At 69.8% G+C, this 24,893-nt stretch carries 24 protein-coding genes; 14 read left to right on the top strand and 10 right to left on the bottom strand.

Annotated features, from left to right (window positions below):
* Positions 1-6 precede the first annotated feature (6 nt).
* Complete coding sequence (locus QMO76_RS28150) at positions 7-1,572, top strand: mucoidy inhibitor MuiA family protein (RefSeq protein WP_306364358.1); 1,566 nt, start codon at positions 7-9, stop codon at positions 1,570-1,572.
* A gap of 43 nt (positions 1,573-1,615) precedes the next feature.
* Here QMO76_RS28150 and QMO76_RS28145 read toward each other — a convergent pair whose 3' ends face one another.
* Positions 1,616-3,220, bottom strand: a complete 1,605-nt coding sequence (locus QMO76_RS28145; protein WP_306364357.1) for a succinic semialdehyde dehydrogenase — start codon at positions 3,218-3,220, stop codon at positions 1,616-1,618.
* Positions 3,221-3,360: 140 nt separating this feature from the next.
* On the opposite strand from QMO76_RS28145, the gene QMO76_RS28140 reads away from it, so the two are divergent.
* Together QMO76_RS28140 and QMO76_RS28135 are read left to right on the top strand one after the other, a co-directional pair.
* The gene (locus QMO76_RS28140) at positions 3,361-4,194 is read left to right on the top strand and encodes a crotonase/enoyl-CoA hydratase family protein (protein WP_306364356.1); all 834 of its coding nucleotides are present in this window, start codon (positions 3,361-3,363) and stop codon (positions 4,192-4,194) included.
* 201 nt (positions 4,195-4,395) lie between these two features.
* Complete coding sequence (locus QMO76_RS28135) at positions 4,396-6,174, top strand: ABC transporter ATP-binding protein (protein ID WP_306364355.1); 1,779 nt, start codon at positions 4,396-4,398, stop codon at positions 6,172-6,174.
* 87 nt (positions 6,175-6,261) lie between these two features.
* Here the strand turns inward: QMO76_RS28135 and QMO76_RS28130 are convergent, their stop codons facing one another.
* The 8 genes from QMO76_RS28130 to QMO76_RS28095 all read right to left on the bottom strand — a co-directional run bounded on the left by QMO76_RS28130 (position 6,262) and on the right by QMO76_RS28095 (position 13,439).
* Positions 6,262-7,032: an SDR family oxidoreductase gene (locus QMO76_RS28130; RefSeq protein ID WP_306364354.1), complete on the bottom strand. Its 771-nt coding sequence runs from the start codon at positions 7,030-7,032 to the stop codon at positions 6,262-6,264.
* A complete protein-coding gene (locus QMO76_RS28125; RefSeq protein WP_306364411.1) occupies positions 7,029-7,736 on the bottom strand; it encodes an acetoacetate decarboxylase family protein in 708 nt (235 codons plus the stop codon). Before QMO76_RS28125 ends, QMO76_RS28130 begins: the two co-directional genes overlap by 4 nt.
* Before the next feature lie 61 nt (positions 7,737-7,797).
* Positions 7,798-9,411, bottom strand: a complete 1,614-nt coding sequence (locus QMO76_RS28120; RefSeq protein WP_306364353.1) for an acyl-CoA synthetase — start codon at positions 9,409-9,411, stop codon at positions 7,798-7,800.
* A gap of 18 nt (positions 9,412-9,429) precedes the next feature.
* Positions 9,430-10,698, bottom strand: a complete 1,269-nt coding sequence (locus QMO76_RS28115) for a hypothetical protein (protein WP_306364352.1) — start codon at positions 10,696-10,698, stop codon at positions 9,430-9,432.
* On the bottom strand, positions 10,692-11,240 hold the full coding sequence (locus QMO76_RS28110; protein ID WP_306364351.1) for a nuclear transport factor 2 family protein: 549 nt from the start codon (positions 11,238-11,240) through the stop codon (positions 10,692-10,694). The genes QMO76_RS28115 and QMO76_RS28110 overlap by 7 nt, the downstream gene beginning before the upstream one ends.
* Positions 11,240-11,443, bottom strand: coding sequence for a ferredoxin (locus QMO76_RS28105; RefSeq protein ID WP_306364350.1), 204 nt, complete (start codon positions 11,441-11,443; stop codon positions 11,240-11,242). Before QMO76_RS28105 ends, QMO76_RS28110 begins: the two co-directional genes overlap by 1 nt.
* Positions 11,443-12,234 (bottom strand): SDR family oxidoreductase, encoded by a 792-nt coding sequence (locus QMO76_RS28100; RefSeq protein ID WP_306364349.1) that lies wholly within the window; start codon positions 12,232-12,234, stop codon positions 11,443-11,445. The genes QMO76_RS28105 and QMO76_RS28100 overlap by 1 nt, the downstream gene beginning before the upstream one ends.
* On the bottom strand, positions 12,234-13,439 hold the full coding sequence (locus tag QMO76_RS28095; RefSeq protein WP_306364348.1) for a cytochrome P450: 1,206 nt from the start codon (positions 13,437-13,439) through the stop codon (positions 12,234-12,236). The genes QMO76_RS28100 and QMO76_RS28095 overlap by 1 nt, the downstream gene beginning before the upstream one ends.
* Before the next feature lie 245 nt (positions 13,440-13,684).
* Between QMO76_RS28095 and QMO76_RS28090 the strand changes: the two genes are divergently transcribed.
* The 11 genes from QMO76_RS28090 (at position 13,685) to QMO76_RS28040 (ending at position 24,123) form a co-directional block, all read left to right on the top strand.
* Positions 13,685-15,154, top strand: a complete 1,470-nt coding sequence (locus QMO76_RS28090; RefSeq protein ID WP_306364347.1) for an aldehyde dehydrogenase — start codon at positions 13,685-13,687, stop codon at positions 15,152-15,154.
* 12 nt (positions 15,155-15,166) lie between these two features.
* On the top strand, positions 15,167-15,922 hold the full coding sequence (locus tag QMO76_RS28085; RefSeq protein WP_306364346.1) for an SDR family oxidoreductase: 756 nt from the start codon (positions 15,167-15,169) through the stop codon (positions 15,920-15,922).
* 35 nt (positions 15,923-15,957) lie between these two features.
* Positions 15,958-16,797, top strand: a complete 840-nt coding sequence (locus QMO76_RS28080; RefSeq protein WP_372342109.1) for an NAD(P)-dependent oxidoreductase — start codon at positions 15,958-15,960, stop codon at positions 16,795-16,797.
* A 65-nt stretch (positions 16,798-16,862) separates the two neighbouring features.
* Entirely contained in the window at positions 16,863-17,186 is a 324-nt protein-coding gene (locus QMO76_RS28075) for a carboxymuconolactone decarboxylase family protein (RefSeq protein ID WP_306364410.1), read from the top strand.
* Between the two features lie 30 nt (positions 17,187-17,216).
* Complete coding sequence (locus QMO76_RS28070) at positions 17,217-18,689, top strand: FAD-dependent oxidoreductase (RefSeq protein WP_306364344.1); 1,473 nt, start codon at positions 17,217-17,219, stop codon at positions 18,687-18,689.
* 15 nt (positions 18,690-18,704) lie between these two features.
* On the top strand, positions 18,705-19,562 hold the full coding sequence (locus QMO76_RS28065) for an LLM class F420-dependent oxidoreductase (RefSeq protein WP_306364343.1): 858 nt from the start codon (positions 18,705-18,707) through the stop codon (positions 19,560-19,562).
* A 60-nt stretch (positions 19,563-19,622) separates the two neighbouring features.
* Complete coding sequence (locus QMO76_RS28060; RefSeq protein ID WP_306364342.1) at positions 19,623-20,897, top strand: glycosyltransferase family 4 protein; 1,275 nt, start codon at positions 19,623-19,625, stop codon at positions 20,895-20,897.
* Positions 20,891-21,622 (top strand): class I SAM-dependent methyltransferase, encoded by a 732-nt coding sequence (locus tag QMO76_RS28055; protein ID WP_306364341.1) that lies wholly within the window; start codon positions 20,891-20,893, stop codon positions 21,620-21,622. Before QMO76_RS28060 ends, QMO76_RS28055 begins: the two co-directional genes overlap by 7 nt.
* Entirely contained in the window at positions 21,609-22,682 is a 1,074-nt protein-coding gene (locus QMO76_RS28050; RefSeq protein ID WP_306364340.1) for a prenyltransferase, read from the top strand. Before QMO76_RS28055 ends, QMO76_RS28050 begins: the two co-directional genes overlap by 14 nt.
* Before the next feature lie 208 nt (positions 22,683-22,890).
* A complete protein-coding gene (locus tag QMO76_RS28045; RefSeq protein ID WP_306364339.1) occupies positions 22,891-23,655 on the top strand; it encodes an LGFP repeat-containing protein in 765 nt (254 codons plus the stop codon).
* Between the two features lie 66 nt (positions 23,656-23,721).
* Positions 23,722-24,123 (top strand): VOC family protein, encoded by a 402-nt coding sequence (locus QMO76_RS28040; protein ID WP_306364338.1) that lies wholly within the window; start codon positions 23,722-23,724, stop codon positions 24,121-24,123.
* Here the strand turns inward: QMO76_RS28040 and QMO76_RS28035 are convergent.
* Positions 24,102-24,782 carry a DUF6597 domain-containing transcriptional factor gene (locus QMO76_RS28035; protein ID WP_372342108.1) on the bottom strand — a complete coding sequence of 227 codons (681 nt, stop codon included), beginning with the start codon at positions 24,780-24,782 and terminating at the stop codon, positions 24,102-24,104. The two genes, QMO76_RS28040 and QMO76_RS28035, sit on opposite strands and share 22 nt — an antisense overlap.
* Positions 24,783-24,893: the final 111 nt, after the last annotated feature.

Raw genomic sequence — 24,893 nt, 5'->3', positions numbered from 1 at the left:
GGCGGCATGCCGACCGTTACCGCGCCGATAGTCGCCGTCACCGTGTATCCGCAGCGGGCCAGGGTCACCCGGCGCGCCGAGTTCGACGTGGCCGAGGGGCCGCGCATCGTGTTCGCGGGGTTGCCGGTGGCGCTGGACGCGGAGTCGGTACGGGTCACCGGGGCCGGGCACGCGCGGATCGTCGGGGTGGATGTGCGGACCGCGCACCATCCCGACCCGGCCGATGCCACGCGGCGGGAGCTCGCAACCCAGCGCAAGGCGTTGCAGGCCACGGTCGACGGCATCGTCGACGAGGCACAGGCCGCGGCGACGAAGGTCGATATGCTCACCGGGCTCGCGCGCAGCAGCGCCGAGAGTTTCGCGCAGGCGCTGGCGAAGGGTAAGGCCGAGCCCGGTCGGATCGCCACGGTCGGCGGGGCCCTGGACGCGCAGCTGTCCCAGGCGTTGAAGGCGCGGCGGACGATCACCATCCGGCTCGACGAAGCCCGCGAGGAGCTCGAGGCTCTGGATCGCCGCATCCAGTCGATGGGCAGCCAATCCAGCAGGGATAGTACGGAAGTCGTGGTCGAGCTGGAGGCGACCGGTACGGGAGCGGCGGAGTTGGAGCTGTCCTATGTGGTCGAGCACGCGAGCTGGGAACCGGCGTACGACATTCGCGTGGGCGACAAGGACGTCGAGGTGGTGTGGTACGGGCTGGTGACCCAGCGCACCGGCGAGGACTGGCCGGAATGCGCGCTGTCACTGTCGACGGCGCGCCCGGCGGTCACCGTGGCGGTGCCGGAGCTGCGGCCGTGGTTCCTCGACCGGAGCCGCCCGGTGGCCGTGCCGTCGGCACCCGGGATGGCGATGCGCGCTCGCGCGGCGAGGCCCGCCATGACGTTCACCGGCGCCGCCGACGAGGTCGAGATGGCGGCCATGGCGCCGATGAACGACGAGTTCGCCGATATGGAGCAGGGCGCGACGGCGAGCACCTATCGCACCATGCGCCCCACCGCGATCCCCACCGGAGCTCGCGGGCATCGAACCACGCTGGCACGCTTGGAGTTTCCCGCCGAACTCGGCTACATCACCGCCCCCGTGCAGGCGGAGGAGGCGTATCTGCGCGCCGAGGTGACCAACAACTCCGAGCACACCCTGCGCGCGGGCAAGGCGTCGATCTTCCGCGGGGAGGAGTTCGTCGGCAGCACGCGCATCGCCACCTGGGCTCCGGGTGAGGAGCTGGAATTGGCGCTGGGCGTGGACGATCGCATTCGCATCGAACGAAAGCTGGTGCGCCGCACCGCGAGCAAGGCCACCTTGTCGAGCACGAGCCGCCGCGAGGCCGAATACCGCACCACCATCGCCAATCACACGCCCACCGCGATCGCGGTCACCGTCCTGGACCAGTCTCCGGTATCGCGCGACGAGGCCATCACCGTCAAGGATGTGCGCACCTCGCCCACGCCGACCGAGACCACCGACCTGGGCGAGATCACCTGGAAGCTCGAGATCGCGCCCGGCGAGACGGCGACGACGCACCTCTCCTTCCGCGTCGACGTCGCCAAGGGCGTGGAGATCGTCGGCTGGCGCTAGCGCGGGCGGCGGCCCCGGTGGCCGGAGCCGCCACTGCCGAAACTCAGCCCATGCGCAGCTTCTTCATGAGTCGCAGGGTCACCAGCGTGCTCTTGAGCTGTTTCTCGTAGGGCATCCCCGAGCGCGCGGCGAGGATCTGCTTCTTCTGCACGCCGATATTGATGGTGTCGGTGTACTTGAGCAGCCCGGCGTCACCGTGCCGGGTGCCGACGCCGGACTGCTTCACCCCGCCCGACGGCGTGCCCTTGGCGGCATAGGTGGTCACGAATCCGTCGTTGATATTGACGCTGCCCGCCTCCAGCCGCGAGGCAACGCGGCGGGCGCGGTCCAGGTCGCCGCCCCACACGCTGGCATTGAGTCCGTAGGTGGTGGCGTTGGCGAGCCGGACGGCCTCGGCCTCGTCGCGGAAGGAGTAGATGGCGACGACGGGGCCGAAGGTCTCCTTGGTGGCGTGCTCCATGTCGGGGGTGACGCCGGTCAGCACCGTCGGCTCGTAGAAGGCAGGGCCGATATCGGGGCGCGCCCTGCCACCGGTGTGCACGGTCGCGCCCTTGGCGCGGGCCTCGTCGACGTGCGCCGCCACCCGGTTCATGTGGTCCACCGATACCAGCGACCCGAATTCGGGGCCGAAGTCGTAGGTGGCTCCGGCCTTGTCGCCCAGTTCCTTCGCGGCGGCGACGAAGCGGCGCAGGAATTCGTCGTGAATGCGTTCGTGCACGTAGATGCGCTCGATGTGCATGCACGCCTGCCCGCTGTTGCCGTATACGGCGAAGATGGCGCTGGGGATGGCCTCGTCCAGGTTGGTGTCGTCGAGCACGATCATCGGGTTCTTGCCGCCGAGTTCGAGGCTGCACCCGATGAGGTTGCGTCCGGCCTGTTCGCCGATGACCCGCCCGGTGGCGGTGGAGCCGGTGAACATGACGAAGTCGACGCTGTCGATGAGGGTGGGGCCGACGTCTGGTCCGCCGCCGCACACCACCTGCACCAGCCCGCGCGGCATGCCCGCCTTGTGCAGCAGTTCGATGCCGTACAGCGTGCACAGCGCGGTCTTGTTGTCCGGCTTCATGACCACACCGTTGCCCGCGATGAGCGCCGGGGTGGAGTCCGACATGGAGATGGCGAACGGGAAGTTCCACGGCGCGATCACCGCCACCACGCCCTTGGGCCGGTGTTCCTCGGTGGAGGAGGTGATGATCGGCATGGGCCCGGTGCGCCGCTTCAATTTGAGCACCTTGCGTGCGGTCTTGAGGTAGTGGGCGATGACCATCGGGGTGTCGCACACTTCCTCGATGGCCATGCGCCGCGACTTGCCGCAGCCGATCTGGATGAGTGTCGCCAGGGTCTCGATCTCGGTGAGAATGAGTTCGTGGGCGCGTTCGAAGACCGCCAGCCGCTTCTCCAACGGCCAGTTGGCCCATTCGCGCTGGGCCGCGCGGGCGGTGGCGACGGCCTTCCGCACGTCGTCCGGGGAGGACTGCGGCAGTTCGCCGACGATATCGCCGGTGTAGACCTCGATCATCTCGTACGGTTCGCGGGGTTCGCCCGCCTGTCCCGCGGTCACCGTGGCGGTGAGGCGGTTGATCAAGGATTCCGTGATCCGCGGCGGCAGCTTCGCCCGCGACTCACTGCGCGTACTCGTTGTGTCCATGGGGACCTCTCTCCAATGCTCGCCCCGCCCGTGACGGCGGTCACCATGATCCAAACTAGAACACGTTATTGTTCTGTACAACGTCGCCGGGTACTTTCGTCCCAGAATCTCCGGTACGGCAAGGACAAGAAGGGCCAACGATGACCACCGCATCCGCTGCAACAGGTAGCAACACCGACGGCGCCGAGGAACCGCACGCCCTGGTCGAGAAGCGGGGCGCGACGCTGATCGTGACCATGAACCGCCCCCGGTCCAAGAACGCGCTGACCGGCGAGATGCTGTCCATCATGGCCGAGGCGTGGCAGCGCGTGGACAGCGATCCGGAGATCCGGTCCTGCGTTCTCACCGGCGCGGGCGGGGCATTCTGCGCGGGCGCGGACCTGAAGAACATGGCCAAGTCCAATCCCGGCGACAATATGACGGCCGGGAGCTCGTTCGATCCGACCCGCATGCCCGGCCTGCTCAAGGGCTACCGGCTGTCCAAGCCGCTGATCGCCGCCGTCGAGGGCGCGGCCATCGCGGGCGGCACCGAGATCTTGCAGGGCACCGATATCCGCGTCGCCGCCGAGAGCGCGAAATTCGGTGTTTCCGAAGCGAAGTGGAGCCTGTTCCCGATGGGCGGGTCGGCGGTGCGGCTGCCCCGGCAGATCCCATACACCCTCGCCGCCGAGATCCTGCTGACCGGCCGCCACATCACCGCGGCCGAGGCCAAGGAATTCGGTCTGGTCGGCCATGTGGTGCCGGACGGCACCGCGCTGGACAAGGCTTTGGAGATCGCCGAACTCATCAACGACAACGGACCGCTGGCGGTACAGGCCATTCTGAAGGTCATGCGCGATACCGAGGGCATGCACGAGGAGGAGGCGTTCCAGATCGACGCCAAGGTCGGGCTTCCGGTCTTCCGCAGCGAGGACGCCAAGGAGGGCCCGCGCGCCTTCGCCGCGAAACGCAAGCCGAACTTCCAAGGGCGCTGAGGGTTTCGACGCAGCGACGAGAAAGGGACAGGGCGGGCGGCATCGGCATTCCCGAAATTCGGTGGCCGACCGGCGGCCGCACGGGGCAGCATGGGGATCCCCCCTTCTCGCATGCGTCCCGGCCACCAGGCACACCGGGACGCCGATCGGCGCTGTTCGGAGGATGGGGCTTGTGCTCGAACACGATTCGAGAGGAGGCGGATGGCTACCCGCGCCCCCGCTGTCAGGCTGGTCCTTCGTTACTACTTCCGGGAACTGGCGAAGCGTCCGCGCTTCGCCCTGCCGGCACTGTTCGCGCCCGCGCTGGGCAATATCTGTCAGCTGTACATCGCACCCCTGGTGGTGGCCTGGCTGATCGCCAGGATCGCCGCCACCGGTGACACGAGTTTCGATACGGTCGCGCCCTATCTGCTGGGCGTGGCGGGGCTGCTGCTGGCCTCGGAGGTGTGCTGGCGCATCGGCATCCACTGCCTGAACCGCACCGACGCGCTCGGCATCGAGAGACTGTACGTCCAGGCCATGGATCGGCTGCTGGCGCAGGATGCCGCGTTCTTCCACGACAATTTCGCCGGGTCGCTCACCAAGCGGTCGCTGAGCTTCGCCACCCGCTTCGAGCAGTTCGTGGACACGCTGGTCTTCGATATCTTCGCCGCCCTGGTGCCGTTGATCTTCGCCTCGGTGATCCTGTGGCGCTACGATCCGCGCCTGGTCTTCGTGCTGATCGGCCTGATCGTGACGACCGGACTGATCATCACGCCGTTGGTGAAACGCCGCCAGCGGCTGGTGGACGCCCGGGAGGAGGCCATCGCCCGGGTGTCGGGGCACGTTGCCGACAGCCTGTCGAATATGCAGACCGTGCGCGCCTTCGCCGCGGAACCGCAGGAGGCCGCCGAGCACCGCAGGCGGGTCACCGAGCAGCGGCGCAAGACGCTGATCTCCTGGGACTACGCCAATCTGCGCATCGACACGGTGGTCGCACCCCTGTTCGTGCTCACCAATGTGCTCGGCCTGCTGGTGGCGCTGCGGCTGGTGGGCGGCAAGGCCGGGGTGGAAGTGGTGCTGGTGGCGTTCACGTACTTCTGGAACGCGACGGGAATCATGTTCCAGTTCAACCAGATCTACCGGCGGCTGGAGAGCGCGCTCACCGAGGCCGCGCAGTTCACCGAACTGCTGCGGCGCGAACCCGCGGTACGCGATCCGGAAGACCCGGAGCCGTTGCGCCTCGAGGATTCCGGCGTGCGCTTCGACAAGGTGGACTTCACCTACCCCGGTGCGCGGCCGCTGTTCCGGGGGCTGGACCTGGAGGTGCGGTCCGGCACCCGGCTCGGCCTGGTCGGCCGTTCCGGCGGCGGCAAGACCACCATCACCCAGCTGCTGCTGCGCATGACCGATATCCAGGGCGGCGCGATCCGCATCGGCGGCCAGGACATCTCCAGGATCACCCAGGCCGACCTGCGCGGGCTGATCGCCTATGTGCCGCAGGAACCGGCCATGTTCCACCGCACCCTGCGGGAGAACATCCGCTTCGCCCGGCCCGATGCCTCCGATGAGGAGATCATGCGCGCGGCCAAGGCCGCGCACGTGACCGAATTCGCGGACGCGCTGCCCGAGGGCATGGAGACACTGGTCGGCGAGCGCGGCGTGAAGCTCTCCGGCGGCCAGCGGCAGCGGGTCGCGCTGGCCCGCGCCATCCTGCGCGACGCCCCGGTTCTGGTGCTGGACGAGGCCACCAGCGCCCTGGACTCGGAGAGCGAACTGCTGGTGCAGCAGGCGCTCTGGGAGCTGATGGCCGGCCGCACCGCCCTCGTGGTGGCGCACCGGCTGAGCACGGTGGCCAATATGGACCAGCTGGTGGTGCTGGACCGCGGCCGGATCGTGGAACAGGGTTCGCACGCGGAGCTGCTGCGGGCCGACGGGGCGTACGCCAAGCTGTGGCAGCACCAGTCCGGCGGCTTCCTCGCCGACGAGGTCGCGGTCTGAGGTTCGACGCCGGGCGGCTGTCGAGCCAGGCCGCCCGGCGCCGACGCGTGGCATCCGTCCGGAGCACAGAACGGATGCCGCGCGTGCTCAGTCGACCGGCTTGACCTTGCTGGCGACCAGCTTGCGCAGCGCCCCGGGGATGAAGCGCCGGGCGTAGTAGGTGGGTTTGGCCTGGCCCGGGAAAACGAACAGCGGACTCGTCGGCTTGGCGAGCGCCTGCTCGAGCGCGTCCACCACGCCTTCCGGGCTCATGCCGCCCGCACCGCCGAGGACGGAGGCGTTCTCCTTCCGAACCTTCTCCAGGAAGGGCGTTTCCACCATGGGCGGGCAGATCGCCAGCAGGCGCACGCCGCTGTCACGCAGTTCGTAGGACAGGCTCTCCACGAATCCGACGACCGCGAACTTCGACGCCGAATACCCCGCCATGCCGGGTGAGGGCAGCCAGCCCGCCACCGACGCGAACAGCACCACGGTGCCGGTGCGCGCCTGCTTCATGGCCGGAATGACGGCCTGGCACATGTTCACGGTGCCGATGTAGTTGACGTCCATCATCTTCCGGATCTGCGCCACATCGTGGTCGAGCGCGGAAGCGTGGACGTGGCACATGCCCGCGGCGTGCACCACGTGGTCGAGGGTGCCGAGTTCGGCGCGCACCTTCTCCACCACGCCGAACACCTGATCGGTGTCGGAGACGTCGCAGGTGTAGGTGTGCATGTTCGGGGAGCGCCGCGCGGTCTCGGCGAGCCCCTCGCCATCGAGGTCCAGGGCGGCGACGGTGTGGCCCGCGGCGGCCAGGCGCTGGGCGACCATGCGGCCCATGCCGCTGGCCGCACCGGTGACGAGTGCTGTCTTGGTCATGAGTTCTCCCGGGAGGGCAGTACCGTGGTGGCGTCGGCGAAAGTCATTCGCAGCGAGCCGATTCGGCTGGCGAAGAGGGCGGAGCGGGGCAGCCCGAGCGAGCGCAGCTCGTCGGCGACGGGGTGATCGCCGAGTTCGAGGCGGACGCCGCCGGGCCGCATGCGCACCCCGCCCGGATTCATCACCCAGGGGGTGCGGCGCAGGACGCCGTCACGGTGGGTGTAGGCGTCGATGGACGCTCCGCCCGCACCGCCGGGCGCGGGCACGCCGTCGGAAACGGTGAGCGCCAAGACCTTCCGGCCGTCCACCGCCACCTCACAGCGATGACCGCGCCGGGTCGGCGTGATGTCGATGTCGGCCATGAGTTTGGGGAAGCCCCAGATCTCCTGTCCCGCCGCGCAGGTGAAGCTCTGGTTCACCGGCAGCCAGTGGATGTACGCGCCGGTGCTGCCCTTGCGGCCGGGCTGGCGCGCCATGAGCGAGAAGGCGAATTCGTGATAGGGGCCCAGATCGCCGTCGACGTAGCGCACGAAGGCGAGGTTGCACAGCGCCCGGCCGAGCACGGTAACCGGTTCCAGCCCGGTGGCCGCGAGCAGCAGCCGGGCCGCCCCGGCGTCGACCGGGAAGAGTGCGGAACCGGCGTCCGCCGCGCGGATCTGCACCGGTATGCGGACTTGTTCGCCGAGAACGGTATGGGCCTCCACCATAATGGAATTAGAACAGGTTCTCATTGCTCTCGTACAGGGTTCCGGACATGTATCCCGATCACCGGGATACGACCTCGTAATCGGGCGTGCGCGACGCGGCGTATTCCTTGGCCCAGCGATAGTCGGGTTTGCCGCTCGGCGTGCGCACCACCGTCTCGGCCACCCAGACCCGCCGCGGCAGCTTGTACCCGGCCAGATGTGCGCGCACGTGCCGCTCGAGGGCCGCGAAATCCACACCCCCGTCGGCGGTGGAGACCACGGCGGCGACCTGCTGTCCCCACCGCTCGTGCGGAACGCCGATCACGATGGCGTCGTACACCGATTCGTGTGCCTTGACTATGGCCTCCACCTCCTCGGCGAACACCTTCTCCCCACCGCTGTTGACCACCATGTTCCCGCGCCCCAGCAGGGTGACCGAGCCGTCCTCCTCCACCCTGGCGCGATCGTCGGTGATGACCATGCGCACCCCGTCGACGGTGCGGAACAGCTTGTCCGTCTTGGCCGGATCCTTGTAGTAGCCGATGGGCACATTGCCGGTCTTGGCCACCCAACCCGCACCGCCGGGCGCGACGGGCCGCCCGGCGTCGTCCACCACCATCGCCCCGCGGCCGACATTCACCCGCGGCCCGCGCGTCGGATCGTCGACCTGCTGCGCGAATCCGATACCGCCGAAGCCGGTTTCGGAGGAGCCGATGGAATCCGACACCATCTTCGAGGGGAAGGTGGCGAGCAGTTCGTTCTTCACCGGCTGCGACAGCAGCGCCGCCCCGGAGGCGATCACCCACAGCGCGGAGACATCGGCGGGTTCGGACCGGTACGCGTCCAGCAGCGGCCGCGCCATGGCGTCCCCGGTGATGACCAGCACCTGCGGCCGCTCCGCGGCCACCACCCGCCAGACCCGCGCCGGATCGAAGCGCGGTTCGACAATCACCGCATTGCCCGACCAGAGCGCGGTGAAGGTGGGCATCATGGCGGCCGCGTGGATGAGCGGCGGCAGGATGAACCAGATGGCCTGGTCCCCCGCCGCGCCGGTGCGGGACTGCTGGTACTCGTCGGCGACGGGTTCGCCGGTGTAGAAGTCGATGCCGCCGCCGAGCACGCGCCACATGTCCTCCTGCCGCCACATGACGCCCTTGGGCAGGCCGGTGGTGCCGCCGGTGTACATCAGGAACAGGTCGTCGGGACTGCGCGGCCCGAAATCCCGTTCCGGCGAACCATTCTCGAGAGCCTGCTCGTAGGGCACCGAGGTGCTCACCACCCCGTCGCCGCCCTGATCGTCCTCGACCACCAACGCGTGCCGCAGCGACGGCACCTGCGGGCGCACCTCGTCGACCAGCGGCGCGTAGCAGCGGTGGTGCACCACCATCTCGAGGTCGGCGTTGTCGAAGACGTAGCGCAGCTCGTCGGCCCGGTACCGGTAGTTGATATTGATGGGTACGGCGCGGATCTTGAAGCAGGCGATCAGCGTCTCCAGCGTCTCGACGCTGTTGTGCATGAGGAAGCCGATATGGGTGCCGGGTCCGGCGCCGGCAGCGGCGAGATGGTGGGCGAGCCGATTGGCGCGCCGCTCGAGTTCTGCGAAGGTGCGCCGCCGGTCGCCCTGGATGACGGCGACCCGATCCGGCATGGCGTCGACGGAATGCTCGTACAGGTCGGCGAAATTGCACGCCATGGCTTGTCGCTTTCTGGTCTATCCGGTGGTGAGCGGCAGCGGGGTGCTGCCGTGTTCGGTGAAGGTGAAGTCCGCGCCGGTGCTGAACCGGGTGACGGCCACCTCGCTCGCCTCCCGGAACGGCGTCGCGGCCATGGCTATCTCGACGACGAGCAGATCGTCGTCGGCCGCGCGCACGCGGGTGTGCAGGCGCGGGTTCACGCCGCGTGCCATGGCGTCGAGGGGTTCCAGATGGTCGGGGGCGAGCAGTGCGGGCCACGCGCCGTCGGCGACGGCGTCGCAGTCACGACGCAGTCGCAGTTCCACCGCCTGGGCTCCGACGACGGTCTCGACCGCCACCTCGACACCCACGTAGGCCGCCGGATTCCAGGCCGGATGCAGGCGCAGCACCTTCGCCAGTGCCGCCATGTCGTCGCCGAGATCCAGGGCGCGCCGGATGCGCTCGGCGGTGAGTCCGGCGATACCGGTGAACTGCTTGCGCGCGATGGCCAGCGCGGTCGGCTCGTCGGCGCGCTCGGCCAGTGCGACCCGGAAGCCCAGGGTCAGCAGGTGGTGTTGCAGGCACACCTCGTCGGCCATCCGGACCAGTGCCGACCGGGAGAAGTCGCCGAAGCGCAGATCGGCGAGCAGCGGCCCCGCGTAGTCGTGCAGCCCCGGCCCGGCCCGGTCGATGGGCGGCAATTCCAGCAGCGCCGCACGGGAATTCGCGGTGCGGGCGGCATTGGCGGGCGGTGTCGGCGGCGTATGGTCGTCGTCGATGGTGACGGTCCAGGCGCACACCGGATGCCGGTCGGCGGGCACTCGCGGCGGCCGGTGCACGGGCCGCACCCGGATGCGCGGATTGGTCGCCAGCGCCGTGGCGTCGAAGGTGGGGTCCTCGATGTGGTGGCACATGGCCACCACGTAGTCCTCCCCCATGGGTTCCACATCGGCCAGCGCGCCGCAGTGGTCGAGATGGAATTCGCCGTGGTCGTGGTCGATCACCCGGTACCGGAAGTCCATGAACTGCGGTGGCGCGCCGATATCCAACTGCATGGCCTTGAAGACGGCGTCCACGCCGTCACCCGGAATGCGCAGCGCCTCGCGCATGCGCCGCGAGTAGACCGGGCTGGCCAGCGCCCACTCCTCGATGGCGACCGCCGTCATCCCCTCGCGTCCGAAGGCGGCGATGGTGTGCGCCATGCCGGAGCGGTCGATGAGATGCCCGCACAGCAGCAGTTCCGGCACCAGCACGGCCAGCTCCGCGCGGGAGAGGCTGTCGAAGCGGCTGGGAACGGTTGTCACCATTGCGGAACCGGCCCCTTGCCGACCGGATACCAGCCGGGCAGCGGCTGCCCGGACACGGACCGCTCGATGCGCTTCCGCATGCCGGGCGAGAGCGCGTTGTCGGTCATCATCTCCACGAACAGCGCCGACACATTGCCGAAGTCGAAGAAGTCACGCTGCCAGGACCATTGGAAGTCCCCGGCGTAGCGGAACCAGCTGCCGCCGATGCCCTCCGGGCTGTAGGGCCGCCCGTCGGACCGGTGCTTCTCGTTGACCTGCTTCCAGAGGCCGATGACGCTGCCGCTGCGGTCGTCGACGACGAATTCCTGATACGGGTAGGTCCAGCCCTCCAGCCCGAACATCTCCTGGCCGAGCGCGATATCGCGGATCTCGTCGCGGCCGACGGCCATGAATTCCTGCTGCGGGCCGTAGTTCCAGCCGTAGGTGGCGTCCTCGGTGTAGAAGTGCGCCAAGGGCTTCCAGTCACCGAGGGCCTCGCAGCGCTGGTTCTCCTCCACCCAGCGGCGCACCATCTCATCGAGTTCTGCACGGGGGAAAGGCATTACGGCTCCTTGTGATCGTCGACCAGGGACAGCGCCTGGGTCGGGCAGTAGCGGACGGCCAGGCGGGCCGCTTCCAGATCGGCACCGGGGTCGGCGCGCAGAATCCGCACCTGCCCCTGTTTGGGCACGTCGAACAGCTCCGGGGCCTCGTCCTGGCAGACCGCATGCCCCTGGCAGAGATCGAGATCCACGACGAGACGCATCACCGGCTCCCGTCGTCCGAGGTGAGCGGCGCTTCCGGCTGCACCTCCACCAGCACCAGATGCGCCCCGCGCGGTGTGCCGACCACGGCGGCGACGGCGGCCGCGATATCGGTGGCGCGCAGGAAGTGCGAATGCCGGGCGAAGCCCCACTTCACCCAGTCCTCCAGCAGCGGCCCGACCACCTCGGGCGCGGCGTTCATCCCCATGCCGGTGAGCGTCTGGCCGGGCCGCACCACCGAGGCGCGCACACCGGTGCCCTCCAATTCCATCCGGAGTTGGCGCGCCAGGGTTTCCGCCCCGATCTTGGCGGCGTTGTAGGCGGCCATGCCGGGGCGGGGCCGATCGGCGCAGTCGGAGCCGATCACCACGAAATCGCCGCGTCGGCGTTCGATCATGCCGGGCAGCAGCCGGTGTGCCAGCCGCTGCGCACCGCCGAGGTGGACGCGCAACTGCTGGTCGAACACATCCGGATCGGTGGCGTGGATCCGGCCGAACTCCAGGTCACCGGCTCCGGAGACGACGATCTCGACCGGACCGAGCTCGTTCTCGGCGGCGGTCGCGAACGCGTCGACGGACGCGCCGTCGGTGACGTCGAGCCGATGGGCGACGGCCTCACCGCCGTCGGCGCGGATCTTGCCCGCCAGTTCCTCGCACTGGTCGACCCGGCGCGCGCCGAGCGCGACCGGATGGCCGAGCTCGGCCAGGGTGAGCGCTGTGGCCGCGCCGATGCCGGAGGAGGCTCCGGCGATCAGCGCCGGTCGGCGCGCGGGATGGGGTGCGAATCGGGGCATTACCGAACCTCCACCGTGACGGGCAGTTTCGCGAAACCACGCACATTGATGGAGTGCACCCGCACACTCCCGGCCTCGTCCACGCCGTAATCCCGCACCCGGGCGGCGAATTCGCGCAGCACGATCTCCGCCTCCAGCCGTGCCAGGTGCGCGCCCAGGCAGAAGTGCACGCCGCGGCCGAAACTGATGAGCCCGCCCTTGTCGGCGCGCTCGATGTCGTAGCGGTCGGGCTCGTGGAAGACCGCGTCGTCGCGATTGGCCGCGCCGATGAGCAGCAGCACCTTGGCTCCGGCCGGGATGGTGCCGCCCGCGTAGCTCAGCTCCGCGGTGGCGGTGCGGGCCAGGATCTGGGTGGAGGCGTCGTAGCGCAAGGTCTCCTCGACCCAAGCCGGTACCAGTTCGGGATGGGCGGCCACCTTGGCGTACTGCTCGGGATGGCGCGCCGCCCAGTACAGGGCGTTGCCGAGGAGTTTGGTGGTGGTCTCGTTGCCCGCCACCACCATGAGGAACATGAAGCCGATGATCTCCTCGTCGGTGAGCCGGTCGCCGTCGGCGTCGGCGTCGAGCAGCGCCGAGGTCAGATCGGCGGTGCGGGAACGACGGCGCTGCGCGACCATCTCGGCGTAGTACCCGGCCAGATGCAGGGCGGCGTCCATGGCGGCGGGCGGAATGTCGAGCACGCCGTCCTCGCGGTGCACCAGAAGGTCGGCCATGCGCCGGATTTCGGCGCGGTCGACCTCGGGGACCCCGAGCAGTTCGGAGATGACGTCCATGGGCAGCCGCCCCGCGACGTCGTCGATCCAGTCGAAATCGGTTCGGGCCAGGGCCGGTTCGAGGTGCCGCAGCGTGATCTCCCGGATGCGGTCGCCCATCTCGGTGACCCGGCGCGGCGTGAAGCCCTGGTAGACGAGCTTGCGCAGGCGCAGATGCGCGGGATCGTCCATGGCAAGGAAGGACATGGTGCGGTGGGCGTGCGGCCCCCACGCCGCCGGGTCCAGGGAGACCCCGTTGCCGCTGGAGAGGCCGGTACTGTCGCGGAACCCGGCCGAGACGTCGGCGTGCCGGGACAGCGCCCAGAAGCCCAGCTCGGGATTGTGGTAGAGCGGCGCCTCGGCCCGCAGCCGCCGGTACAGCGGGTACGGGTCGGCGTGGACGGCGTAGTCGTAGGGGTCGAAGAGCAGCGGTTCCAGGGATGCGGCCGTCATTGCGCACACCTCCAGTTCGAGAACGCGTTCACCGAGCAACGTCGGCACCCGCCCGCCATGGAAGACACATAGCTGGACATGTGTCTGTACGGTACTGGAGCGGCACGGTCGAGACAACGAATTCCCGTAATTCCGCATAAATCGCGAGGCCGCGCCCGAGCGGTCATACTGAAACAGGTTCTTGCGTGGCTTCGAGCTCCGAACATATAGTCCGTACACGTGTCCGGACAGCAGAGGAGCTATCGATGAACGGCCTCGTCACCAGCGCTGGCTCACAGCTGCTGATCGGCGGCAAACTGCTTCCGGGCGGCGCGGGTGTCTTCACCACCGTCAACCCGGCCACCGAGGAGGTGCTCGGTCACGCGGCCGACGCCGACAGCGCCGATATGGACGCGGCCATCGCCGCCGCGCGCACCGCCTTCGACACCACCGGCTGGTCCCGCGACCACGCCTTCCGCGCCCGCTGCCTGCGCCAGCTGCGCGACGCGCTGCGCGGGCACCTCGAGGAACTGCGCGAGATCACCATCGCCGAGGCGGGCGCGCCGCGCATGCTCACCGGCGGCCCCCAACTGGAGGGTCCGGTGGGCGACCTCGGCTACTTCGCCGATCTGGCCGAGAACTACCCGTGGGAAACCGATCTCGGGATCGCCGAACCGATGGGCATCAAGAGCGCCCGCCGGGTGCGGCGCGAGCCCGTCGGCGTGGTCGGAGCCATCACCCCCTGGAACTTCCCGCACCAGATCAACTTCGCCAAGCTCGGTCCGGCCCTGGCGGCGGGCACCACCGTGGTACTCAAACCCGCCCCCGATACGCCCTGGTGCGCGGCGGCGGTCGGCCGGATCATCGCCGAGGAGACCGATATCCCGGCGGGGGTGGTCAATATCGTCACCTCCGCCGACCACGCCCTGGGCACCCAACTGGTCGCCGATCCGCGCGTGGACATGATCTCCTTCACCGGCTCCACCCAGACCGGCCGCGCCGTGATGGCCACCGCCGCCGCCACCCTGAAGAAGGTGTTCCTGGAACTCGGCGGCAAATCGGCGTTCATCGTACTCGACGACGCCGACCTGCGGGCCGCGGTGAGCTACGCGGCCTTCGGCGTGTGCGTGCACGCCGGACAGGGCTGCGCCATCAGCACCCGGCTGCTGGTCCCGCGCGAGAGCTACGACCGGGCGGTCGAGGCCGCCGCGCGCACCCTGGGCGGCATCGCGCCCGGCGACCCGGCCGATCCCGCGACCGTCTGCGGACCGGTGATCTCCGAGCGGCAGCGGGCCCGGGTGGAACGCTATCTCGAACTCGCCCGCGCCGAGGGCGGCACCATCGTCACCGGCGGCGGTCGCCCCGCCGGCGCGGCGACCGGCTACTACATCGAACCCACCCTCATCGCGGGCCTGCCGAATTCGGCCACGGTGGCGCAGGAGGAGATCTTCGGACCGGTGCTGGTGGTCATCCCGCACGACGGCGACGACGATGCCGTCCGCTTGGCCAACGACTCCCCGTACGGGCTGTCCGGTTCGGTCTGGGGCGGCGACCCCGAGCGGGTGCGGCACGTGGTGGAGGGCGTGCGCACCGGGACGCTGAGCGTGAACGGCGGCATCTGGTACTCCGCCGACGCGCCCTTCGGCGGATACAAGCAATCCGGGATCGGACGCGAGATGGGCGTCGCCGGATTCGAGGAATACACCGAGACCAAATTGATCGCGACCGGCTGCTGAAGGAGTTCCACCATGGCCCGCTTCACGGGAAGATCCGCAATCGTCACCGGCGCCGCACAGGGCATCGGCGCGGCCTACGCGCGGGCGCTCGCCGCCGAGGGTGCGAAAGTCGTTGTCGCCGACCTGAACACCGAGCGTGGCGAGGCGACCGCCAAGGAGATCACCGGCGACGGCGGCACCGCGGTGTTCCGGCGGGTGGACGTCGCCGACCCCGAATCCGCCGCCGCCGCGGTGGAATTCACCGTCGCCGAGTTCGGCGGTGTCGACCACCTGGTCAACAATGCCGCCATCTACGGCGATATGAAGCTCGACCTACTGCTCACCGTGCCGTGGGACTACTACAAGAAGTTCATGGGCGTGAATCTCGACGGCGCGCTGAATATGACCCGTGCGGTCTGGCAGCCGATGTCGGAGAACGGCGGCGGATCCATCGTCAACCAGTCCTCCACGGCCGCCTGGACCTACTCCGGCTTCTACGGCCTGGCCAAGGTCGGCATCAACGGCCTGACTCAGCAGCTGGCGCACGAGCTGGGCGGCTCCAAGATCCGCGTCAACGCCATCGCGCCCGGGCCGATCGACACCGAGGCCACGCGAAATGTGGTGCCGGGCAATATCGTCGACTCCATGGTGCGGCAGCAGTTGGCGATAAAACGCCTCGGCACCCCCGAAGATCTGGTCGGGGCCTGCCTCTACCTGCTGTCCGACGACGCCGCCTGGGTGACCGGTCAGATACTGAACGTCGACGGCGGACAGGTCTTCCGATCGTGAGCGAGATCGCCGTCGGGTTCATCGGATTGGGCAATATGGGCGCGCCCATGGCGCACCGGCTGCTGGATTGGCCGGGCGGGCTGGTGGTGTGCGATACCCGGCCCGACGCGGTGGAACCGTTCACCGGTGCGGGCGCCGACCGCGCCGGGAGCGCGGCCGAGCTGGGCGAGCGCTGCGGCGTGGTGTCGGTGGCGGTGCTCGACGACGCGCAGGTGCGCGCGGTCGTCACCGGTCCGGACGGCATTCTGCGCACCGCGCAGCCGGGAACCGTCATCGCGGTGCACTCCACCATCTCCGACGATACGGCCGTCGCGGTGGCGGCCGAATGCGCCGAACACGGAGTGGAATTCGTGGACGCGCCGGTGAGCGGCGGGGCTCCGGCGGCGAAGCACGGGGCGCTGGCGGTAATGGTGGGCGGCAGCGAGAGCGCCTTCGCCGCGGTGCGCGCACCCTTCGAGCGGTGGGCGTCGCTGGTCGTGCACGCGGGGGCGGTGGGCGCGGGCACGCGCATGAAGCTGGCCCGCAATCTGCTGCACTTCATCGCCTTCACCGCCGCCTCCGAGGCGCAGCGCCTGGCCGAGGCCGCGGGCCTGGACATCACCGAACTCGGCAAGGTGGTGCGGCATTCCGACGCGCACACCGGCGGTCCGGGTTCCATCATGTTGCGCGACACCACCGCACCGGTGGCCGCCGACGACTTCTGGTTCCCCATCCTGAGCCACGTCCGCGACCTCGGCGAGAAGGACCTCTCGCTCGCCCTGGCGCTCGGATCCCGGCTCGGGGTCGAGCTGCCGCTGGCCGCACGGGCTTTCGGCGAACTCGGCACCGGTCTCGGCGTCGGCCCCGGCGCTGTCGCGAAGAAGGAGCAGCAGTGAGCACAGCATCGCACGGCGACAACGGCCCGGAGCCGGATGAGCGGCGGCAGCGCGGCCTGAAGAAGATGTCCGAGGTGTACGGCTGGGAGTTCTCCGACGGGCCCGGCGCGCATTTCGCGGTCACCGCCGATCACCTCTTCGCCGACATCTGGTCGCGCCCCGGCCTGTCCATCCGCGACCGGCGGCTGCTGCTGCTCGGCGCGCTCACCGCCCAGGGCCTGTTCGACATCGCCGAGATCCAGCTCGGCGCGGCCCTGCGCAACGAGGAACTGGACGCCGAACAGCTGCGCGAGATCGCGCTGTTCCTGTGCCACTACGTGGGCTGGCCCGCGGGCACCACGCTCGACCAGAAGGTCGGGAAGGTCATCGCGCAAGAGCGGCAGAAGTAACCCCTTCCAGCAGTGAGGAATTCGAAGAACATGGCCGAGACAACCACCGTGCGACCACTCCGGGCCAGCGAGGTGCGGACCTGGGATCACACGGCCGACGTGGTCGTCGTCGGCTTCGGCGTGGCCGGCGTCTGCGCCGCCATCGAAGCCGCCCGCGCGGGCGCCGACACCCTGGTCCTCGAGCGCACCGGCGGCTGGGGCGGGGCCGCCGCCATGTCCGGCGGCTTCATCTACCTGGGCGGCGGCACCCCGCTCCAGCAGGCGCTCGGCTTCTCCGACACCCCCGAGAACATGGAGAAGTTCCTCACCGCCGCCCTCGGCCCCGGCGTGGACAAGGCCAAGATCCACGACTACTGCCAGGGCAGCGTCGACCACTACAACTGGCTGGTCGCACAGGGCGTTCCGTTCAAGGAGGAGTTCTGGGGCGAGCCCGGCTACGAGCCGCCCGCCGATCAGGGGCTGATGTACTCCGGCGGGGAGAACGCCGCGCCGTTCAACACCATCGCCGACCCCGCGCCGCGCGGGCATCTGCCGTTGACCCCGGACAAGAAGCTTGGTGAGAAGGGCGGCGGCTACATGCTCATGAAGCCGCTGGCCGACACCGCCGAACAGCTCGGTGTGCGCCACGAATACGACGTGCGGCTGCGGCGGCTGATCGTGGACGACTCCGGCCGGGTTGTCGGGGTGGCGGCCACCCGCTACGGCACACCGGTGCACGTGCGCGCCGAGCGCGGCGTGGTGCTGGCGACCGGCAGCTTCGCCTACGCGCACCAGATGGTGGAACAGTTCGCGCCCAAGATCTTCGGCCGCCCCGCCGCGACGGTGGAGGAGCACGACGGCATCGGCATCCGGGTGGCACAGGCCCTCGGCGCGGATCTCGCGCACATGGACGCCACCGAGGTCGCCTTCATCGCCGACCCGCAGGTCATCGTGCGCGGCATTCTGGTGAACGGGCAGGGCCAGCGGTTCATCACCGAGGACACCTATCCGGGCCGGATGGGCCAGGCGGTCCTGCAGGAGCAGCACAACCAGGCGTACCTGGTCATCGACGAGGCCGCCCTGGAAGCGGCCTTCGAGACCGAGTCCTCCATGTCCTTCCTGCGCATCGCACCCACCTGGGTGGCGGAGACGGTGGCCGAACTCGAGACCGAGATGGGCCTGCCGGAGAACGCGTTGCAGGCCACCATCGACCTGTACAACCACCACGCCGCCAAGGGCGAGGACCCGTTCCTGCACAAGAAGCCGGAATGGGTCCAGCCCATCGGCACTCCGCTCGGCGCGTACGACCTGCGCGGCTACACCGGCGGTTTCACCCTCGGCGGCCTGCGCACCGACCTGGATTCGCGGGTGCTGCACGTGGACGGCGAGCCGATTCCCGGACTGTACGCGGCCGGTCGCGTCACCTCGGGCATCTGCGCCGGTGGATACGCCAGCGGCTGTTCGCTCGGCGACGGCAGCTTCTACGGTCGGCGCGCGGGTGTGACCGCCGCCAAGGGCAACTGAGAGGTACTGACACGCATGCGATTCGGCATCGTCCTGTTCACCAGCGATCGCGGCATCGCGCCCGCGACCGCCGCGAAGGCCGCCGAGGAACGCGGATTCCGCTCCTTCTTCGTGCCCGAGCACACCCACATTCCGGTGAAACGTGAAGCGGCGCATCCGCTCACGGGCGGTGCCGAACTGCCGGACGACCGGTACACGCGCACCCTCGACCCCTGGGTGGCGCTGGCCACCGCGGCGGCGGTGACCTCGCGCATCGAACTGTCCACGGCGGTGGCGCTGCCCACCGAGAGCGACTGCATCACCCTGGCCAAGACCATCGCCACCCTCGACCACCTGTCCGGCGGGCGGGTGACGCTCGGGGCCGGATTCGGCTGGAACACCGACGAACTCGCCGATCACGGGGTGCCGGGCAACAAGCGGCGCACGGTACTGCGCGAGTACGTGGAGGCCATGCGGGCGCTGTGGACGCAGGAGGAGGCGAGCTACTCCGGTGAGTTCGTCTCCTTCGGACCCAGCTGGGCCTGGCCCAAACCGGTGCAGCCGCACGTGCCGGTGCTCATCGGCGCGGGCGGCACCGAGAAGACCTTCCGGTGGATCGCCCGCACCGGGGACGGCTGGATCACCACCCCGACCGAATCGGATGTGCAGGCGTCCACGGCACTGCTCATGAAGCACTGGCGCGAGGCCGGACGCACCGGCGTCCCCCGCGTGGTCGCGCTCGACTTCAAACCGGACCCGGAGCGGCTGGTCCGCTGGGCCGACGCCGGCGTCACCGACGTGCTCTACGGACTGCCGGACAAATCCGATGACGAGGTCTTCGCCTACCTCGACCGCCTGGCGGGCAAACTCGGCCCGCTCGGACTGCACGACTGAGTTCCCTCACCCGGAACTCTTTTCGCTTCACAACGCTTCATCACGGAAAGGCACACCGACGTGCGCGTAGCCCTGCTGTCGTATCGCAGCAAGACTCACTGTGGCGGGCAGGGCGTCTACGTCCGATACCTCAGCCAGGGACTGGCCGAACTGGGGCATCGGGTGGAGGTGTTCTCCGGACAGCCGTATCCCGAACTGCTCGACCCCCGGGTGCGGCTCACCGAGGTGCCGAGCCTGGACCTGTACCGGGAGTCCGATCCCTTCCGCACCCCGCGCCCCGGTGAGATCCGCGACGGCATCGACCTGCTGGAACTCGGCACCATGTGGACGGCCGGATTCCCGGAGCCGCGCACCTTCAGCCTGCGGGCCGCGAAACTGCTGCGCGGCCGCGCCGGGGATTTCGATGTGGTGCACGACAATCAGTGCCTCGGCACCGGACTGCTCGACATCGCCCGGCACCTGCCGCTGGTGGCGACCATCCACCACCCCATCACCCGCGATCGCGCGGTGGATCTGGCGGCGGCTCCGTGGCGGCGAAAACCCCTGGTGCGCAGGTGGTACGGCTTCCTGGGGATGCAGATGCGGGTGGCGCGGCGGCTGCCCGACCTGATCACCGTGTCCTCGTCGTCGGCGGCCGACATCCGTGCCGACTTCGGGGTGGCGCCCCAACAGCTGCGCACCGTGCCGCTGGGCGTGGACACCGAATTGTTCCGGCCGCATCCGCTGCCCCGGGTGCGCGGGCGCATCGTGGCGGTCGCCAGCGCCGACAAACCGCTCAAGGGCATCGGCCACCTGCTGAAGGCCATCGCACGCCTGCGCACCTGCTGCGACCCGGAACTGCGGCTGGTTGCCAAGCTGGAACCCAACGGGCCCACGGAGAAGCTCATCGCCGAACTCGGCCTCACCGATATCGTCACCGCCGTCAGCGGACTCACCGACGAGGAGCTGGCGCGGCTGCTCAGCTCCGCCGAGATCGCCTGCATTCCCTCCCTGTACGAAGGGTTCTCGCTGCCCGCCGTGGAGGCCATGGCCAGCGGCACGCCGCTGGTCGCCAGCCGAGCCGGGGCGCTGCCGGAAGTGGTGGGCGACTGTGCGGAACTGGTGGAGCCCGGCAATGTGGACGAGCTGACCAGGGTGCTGGGCACACTGCTGGCCGACCCGGACCGGCGACGCCACCTGGGCGCGGCCGGACGCCGCCGCGCCCTGTCCGTCTTCAGCTGGGAAGCCGTCGCCGCGCAGACGGTCACCGTCTACGAGCGGGCCATCGCCCGGCATCTCATCCGCCCCGCCATCGCGCCGCTGGGCGCGCCCACCCAGGAGGCACGCACATGCTGACCGTCGACTTCGACCGCCTGCGCATCGGACCCGGCGTCCGGGTCATCGACGTGGGCTGCGGGGCCGGACGACACTCGTTCGAGGCGTATCGGCGCGGTGCGGACGTGGTGGCCTTCGATCAGAACGCGGGGGATCTCGACAGTGTGCGGGTGATGTTCGAGGCCATGGCCGAGGCCGGGGAGAGCCCCGACTACGCCAAGGCCGAGACGGTGCGCGGCGACGCCCTCGATCTGCCCTACGGCGACGGCGAGTTCGACGTGGTGATCGCCTCGGAGATCCTGGAGCACATCCCGCGCGACGGCCAGGCGATCAACGAGCTGGTGCGGGTGCTCAAACCCGGTGGGGCGCTGGCGGTCACGGTGCCGCGGTGGCTGCCGGAACGCATCTGCTGGGCGCTGTCGGACGGATACCACGCCAATGAGGGTGGGCACGTGCGCATCTACCGGGCCGACGAACTGCGGGAGAAGGTCTGTTCGCGCGGGGTGCGGCATGTGCGCACCGAATACGCGCACGCCCTGCACGCGCCGTACTGGTGGCTGAAGTGCGCGGTGGGCGTGTCCGCCGACAAGCATCCGCTGGTGTCGGCGTACCACCGAATGCTGGTGTGGGACATGATGTCCGCACCGCCGCTCACCCGGGTCGCCGAACGGCTGCTCGACCCGCTCATCGGCAAGAGCGTGGCGCTGTACTTCACGAAACCGGCGGTGCGCCGTGGCGGTTACTGACCTACCCGGCGTGCCCGGGACGCTCACCACGGCCGAACTGCTGCGCACCGCCGAATCCATCGCCGCCGCACAGGAATCCGACGGCGCGATCCCGTGGTTCGACGGCGGGCACACCGATCCGTGGGACCACCTCGAAGCGGCCATGGCGCTCACCGTTGCCGGGCTGTACGAACCGGCGCGGGCGGCCTACGCCTGGTCGGCCGCCACCCAGCGGCCGGACGGCTCCTGGCCCATGCAGTTTCGCCGGGGCACGGTGGAGAACTCCGACGCCGACACCAACTTCTGCGCCTACATCGCCACCGGGGTGCTGCATTTCCTCACCCGCACCGGCGACCGCGCCTTCGCCGCCGAGATGTGGCCGACGGTGCGCCGCGCCGTGGACTTCGTGATCGGCCTCCAGCACGGGCGCTACGGGGAGATCCACTGGTCGCTCGGCCCCTCCGGCAGTTCCGGGGAGGCGCTGCTGACCGGCTGCTCCAGCATCTTCCACAGCCTGCGCTGCGCCCTGGCGCTGGCCGAGCACATCGGCGATCCCCAGCCCGAGTGGGAGGTCGCGGCCATGCGGCTGGGGCACGCGCTGCGCGAGCACCCGGATGCCTTCCTGGACAAGGGCCGCTACTCCATGGACTGGTACTACCCGGTCCTCGGCGGCGCGGTCCGCGGGGCGGCGGGCCGACGCCGCATCGACGCGCGGTGGGACGACTTCGTGGTCGGCGAGCTGGGCATCCGCTGCGTATCCGACCGGCCGTGGGTGACGGGTGCGGAGACCTGCGAACTGGTGCTCGCCCTGGACGCCCTCGGCGACCGTGATCGTGCCCTGCGCCTGTTCACGAATATGCAGCATCTGCGCGACGCCGACGGCTCCTACTGGACCGGCCTGGTTTTCGCCGACGGCAAACGCTGGCCCGAGGAGCGCACCACCTGGACGGGTGCGGCCGTGATCCTCGCCGCCGACGCGCTGAGCCGCGCCACCCCGGCCAACGGCATCTTCCGCGACCTGCTGCCGGAACAGCCGGTAACGCACCACCTCACCTGCGACTGCGCCGAAGTCCGAGGTTGACGAACGCTGTCCGGCGCTCACCCGCCGAAGTCGATCCACTCCCTCGCGGGTGGTCGGCAGCGGTCCGGGCCACCGCCCCGGAATCCGGACGTGATCTCGGAATCCGGATGTGATCTCGGAAGACGTCCGATTTCCCGTCTTGCCGAGCGCGGCCGGGCCTTGGAGGATGGCGGCGGTAGCTGTCCAGCCTGGAATCCGAGGTAGTGCGTTGAGTTCGATTCGTCGCGAGAGCAAGTCGTCCCCGCGCGCCCGGAGCGCGCTCGCGCTGGCCGTGGCGGCGGCCGGGGTCCTGGTCCTGGGCGCGAACGGCGCGGCGGCGCGGCCGGTCGGGGCCTTCGAGGTGGGCGGGGCCATCGAGGTCGAATACGACGCGCTGGGCGGTCCCGGGGCGCTGGGCGATCCGATCGGGCCGGAGGCGGACGCGGCCGCGGGCGGCAGGTACCAGGACTTCGAGCGCAACGCGTCGATCTACTGGAACGACGCGGTCGGCGCGCACGCGGTGGCCGGGTTCATCCGGGACAAGTGGCGGCAGCTGGGGTCGGAGCGCGGCACACTCGGGTACCCCGTGACGAACGAGGAGTCGACGCTCGGAAAGCCCGGCCGCTACAACCACTTCCAGGGCGGCTCGGTCTACTGGTCGGTCGGCACCGCCGCGCACTACGTCGGCGGCGTCATCCGCGACAAGTGGGGTGCGGTCGGCTGGGAGAACAGCCCTCTCGGCTTCCCCATCAGCGATGAGGCCAACACCAACAGGGGCAACGGCCGCTACAACCTCTTCGAGGGTGGAGCCGTGTACTGGTCCAAGGCCACCGGCACGCACATCGTGTGGGGCGCGATCCGGGACCGCTGGGTCGCCGCGGGCGGCGAGAACGGCCGCTACGGCCTGCCCACCGGCGACGAGTACGACTACGAGGACGGGAAGGCCCAGGACTTCCAGGGCGGACGCATCGTGTGGAACCCGGACGGCGAATAGGGCGGCGCGCGCCCGGCTGTCCGATTTCTTCAAGACGCCGGGTGGTGGCCGTTCTAGCGTCGAGGCATGACCAAGAAAGCACCTCGACTCGATGTCATCGGCCTGGTCGTCTCGGATCTGGACGCCAGCCTCACCTTCTACCGCCGCCTCGGACTGGAGTTCGGCCCCGTCCTCGGGGGAGGCCATGTGGAGGCCGAGCTGCCGGGCGGCTTCCGCCTGACCCTGGACACCGAAGCGGTCATCGCCTCGTTCCATCCCAACTGGCGACCGCCGCAGGGCGACGGCCGCATCAGCCTGGCCTTCCGCTGTGATTCACCCGCCGACGTCGACAGCCTCTTCGAGGAGCTGATCGCGGCGGGCCACCACGCCGAAGTGAAACCCTTCGACGCCGTGTGGGGGCAGCGCTACGCGGTGGTGCACGATCCTGACGGCAATGGCGTGGACCTCTACGCCGCGTTGGACGCCTGATCGGTTCCCTGCGCCGTCAGCAGTCGGCGCAGGGGCATTCCGGTGAGGTCGCGCACCTCACGCGCGAAGTGCGACTGGTCGGCGTAACCCGCGCGGGCCGCCGCCTCCGCGAACGGCACGTCCGCGCGGGCCAGGGCGAGACCGTGTTGCAACCGCAGCACCCGGGCCAGTGTCTTGGGCCCGTAGCCGAAGCTCGCCAGTGACAGCCGATGTAGGCGACGCGCGCCGAACCCGGTCGCCGCCGCCGTCTCCGCCACCGACCTGCCCGCCGCGAGTTCCGTCGCGATCCACCGCACCACCGGATCGGCCGGTTCGGCGACCGCGGCCCGTGCGGCGGCCACCGCCTCCAATCCGGCCACCGGATTCGCGGACTCCCCCACCAGCTCGCCCGCCCGGCGCACCTCGGCGGGTGACCACAGGGCGTCGATTTCGATACCGGCGTCCCGCAATTCGTGGGCGGGCACCCCCAGTAACGCCGGGGCCGTCCCCGGGGCGAATCGAATCCCGGCGATCCGCGTCCCGCCCGCCAAGGTGACCTCCCGCGCCCGGGTATCCGGGCCGGCGACGCGCAATTCGCCGTCCATCCACAGCAGATCCATGCACCCGTCCGGTAACACCGGCGCTTCGACCGCGGATCGCACGGTCCGCGTCCATACCACGGCTCCCGCGACCGCCGCCGACGGTCGCTCCCGATAAGCGGGCGCGGACACCGATCCCTCCACGTTCCCGAGGCTACGCGCACGGTCCGACAGGCACGTCACGCCGCCGAC

The sequence above is a fragment of the Nocardia sp. CC227C genome (assembly GCF_030767025.1).
Classification (GTDB): domain Bacteria; phylum Actinomycetota; class Actinomycetes; order Mycobacteriales; family Mycobacteriaceae; genus Nocardia.
Note: the sequence above shows the minus strand (reverse complement) of the source record. Positions and strands in the feature narration are given on the sequence as shown.

Coding starts and splice junctions, on each gene's coding strand:
- QMO76_RS28120 (WP_306364353.1), bottom strand. CDS start 9,411: ATGGCGTGCAATTTCGCCGACCTGTACGAGCATTCCGTCGACGCCATG.
- QMO76_RS28055 (WP_306364341.1), top strand. CDS start 20,891: ATGCTGACCGTCGACTTCGACCGCCTGCGCATCGGACCCGGCGTCCGG.
- QMO76_RS28065 (WP_306364343.1), top strand. CDS start 18,705: ATGCGATTCGGCATCGTCCTGTTCACCAGCGATCGCGGCATCGCGCCC.
- QMO76_RS28135 (WP_306364355.1), top strand. CDS start 4,396: ATGGCTACCCGCGCCCCCGCTGTCAGGCTGGTCCTTCGTTACTACTTC.
- QMO76_RS28130 (WP_306364354.1), bottom strand. CDS start 7,032: ATGACCAAGACAGCACTCGTCACCGGTGCGGCCAGCGGCATGGGCCGC.
- QMO76_RS28070 (WP_306364344.1), top strand. CDS start 17,217: ATGGCCGAGACAACCACCGTGCGACCACTCCGGGCCAGCGAGGTGCGG.
- QMO76_RS28150 (WP_306364358.1), top strand. CDS start 7: ATGCCGACCGTTACCGCGCCGATAGTCGCCGTCACCGTGTATCCGCAG.
- QMO76_RS28040 (WP_306364338.1), top strand. CDS start 23,722: ATGACCAAGAAAGCACCTCGACTCGATGTCATCGGCCTGGTCGTCTCG.
- QMO76_RS28115 (WP_306364352.1), bottom strand. CDS start 10,698: ATGGTGACAACCGTTCCCAGCCGCTTCGACAGCCTCTCCCGCGCGGAG.
- QMO76_RS28145 (WP_306364357.1), bottom strand. CDS start 3,220: ATGGACACAACGAGTACGCGCAGTGAGTCGCGGGCGAAGCTGCCGCCG.
- QMO76_RS28140 (WP_306364356.1), top strand. CDS start 3,361: ATGACCACCGCATCCGCTGCAACAGGTAGCAACACCGACGGCGCCGAG.
- QMO76_RS28075 (WP_306364410.1), top strand. CDS start 16,863: ATGTCCGAGGTGTACGGCTGGGAGTTCTCCGACGGGCCCGGCGCGCAT.
- QMO76_RS28095 (WP_306364348.1), bottom strand. CDS start 13,439: ATGACGGCCGCATCCCTGGAACCGCTGCTCTTCGACCCCTACGACTAC.
- QMO76_RS28085 (WP_306364346.1), top strand. CDS start 15,167: ATGGCCCGCTTCACGGGAAGATCCGCAATCGTCACCGGCGCCGCACAG.
- QMO76_RS28090 (WP_306364347.1), top strand. CDS start 13,685: ATGAACGGCCTCGTCACCAGCGCTGGCTCACAGCTGCTGATCGGCGGC.
- QMO76_RS28080 (WP_372342109.1), top strand. CDS start 15,958: ATGGGCGCGCCCATGGCGCACCGGCTGCTGGATTGGCCGGGCGGGCTG.
- QMO76_RS28110 (WP_306364351.1), bottom strand. CDS start 11,240: ATGCCTTTCCCCCGTGCAGAACTCGATGAGATGGTGCGCCGCTGGGTG.
- QMO76_RS28105 (WP_306364350.1), bottom strand. CDS start 11,443: ATGCGTCTCGTCGTGGATCTCGATCTCTGCCAGGGGCATGCGGTCTGC.
- QMO76_RS28100 (WP_306364349.1), bottom strand. CDS start 12,234: ATGCCCCGATTCGCACCCCATCCCGCGCGCCGACCGGCGCTGATCGCC.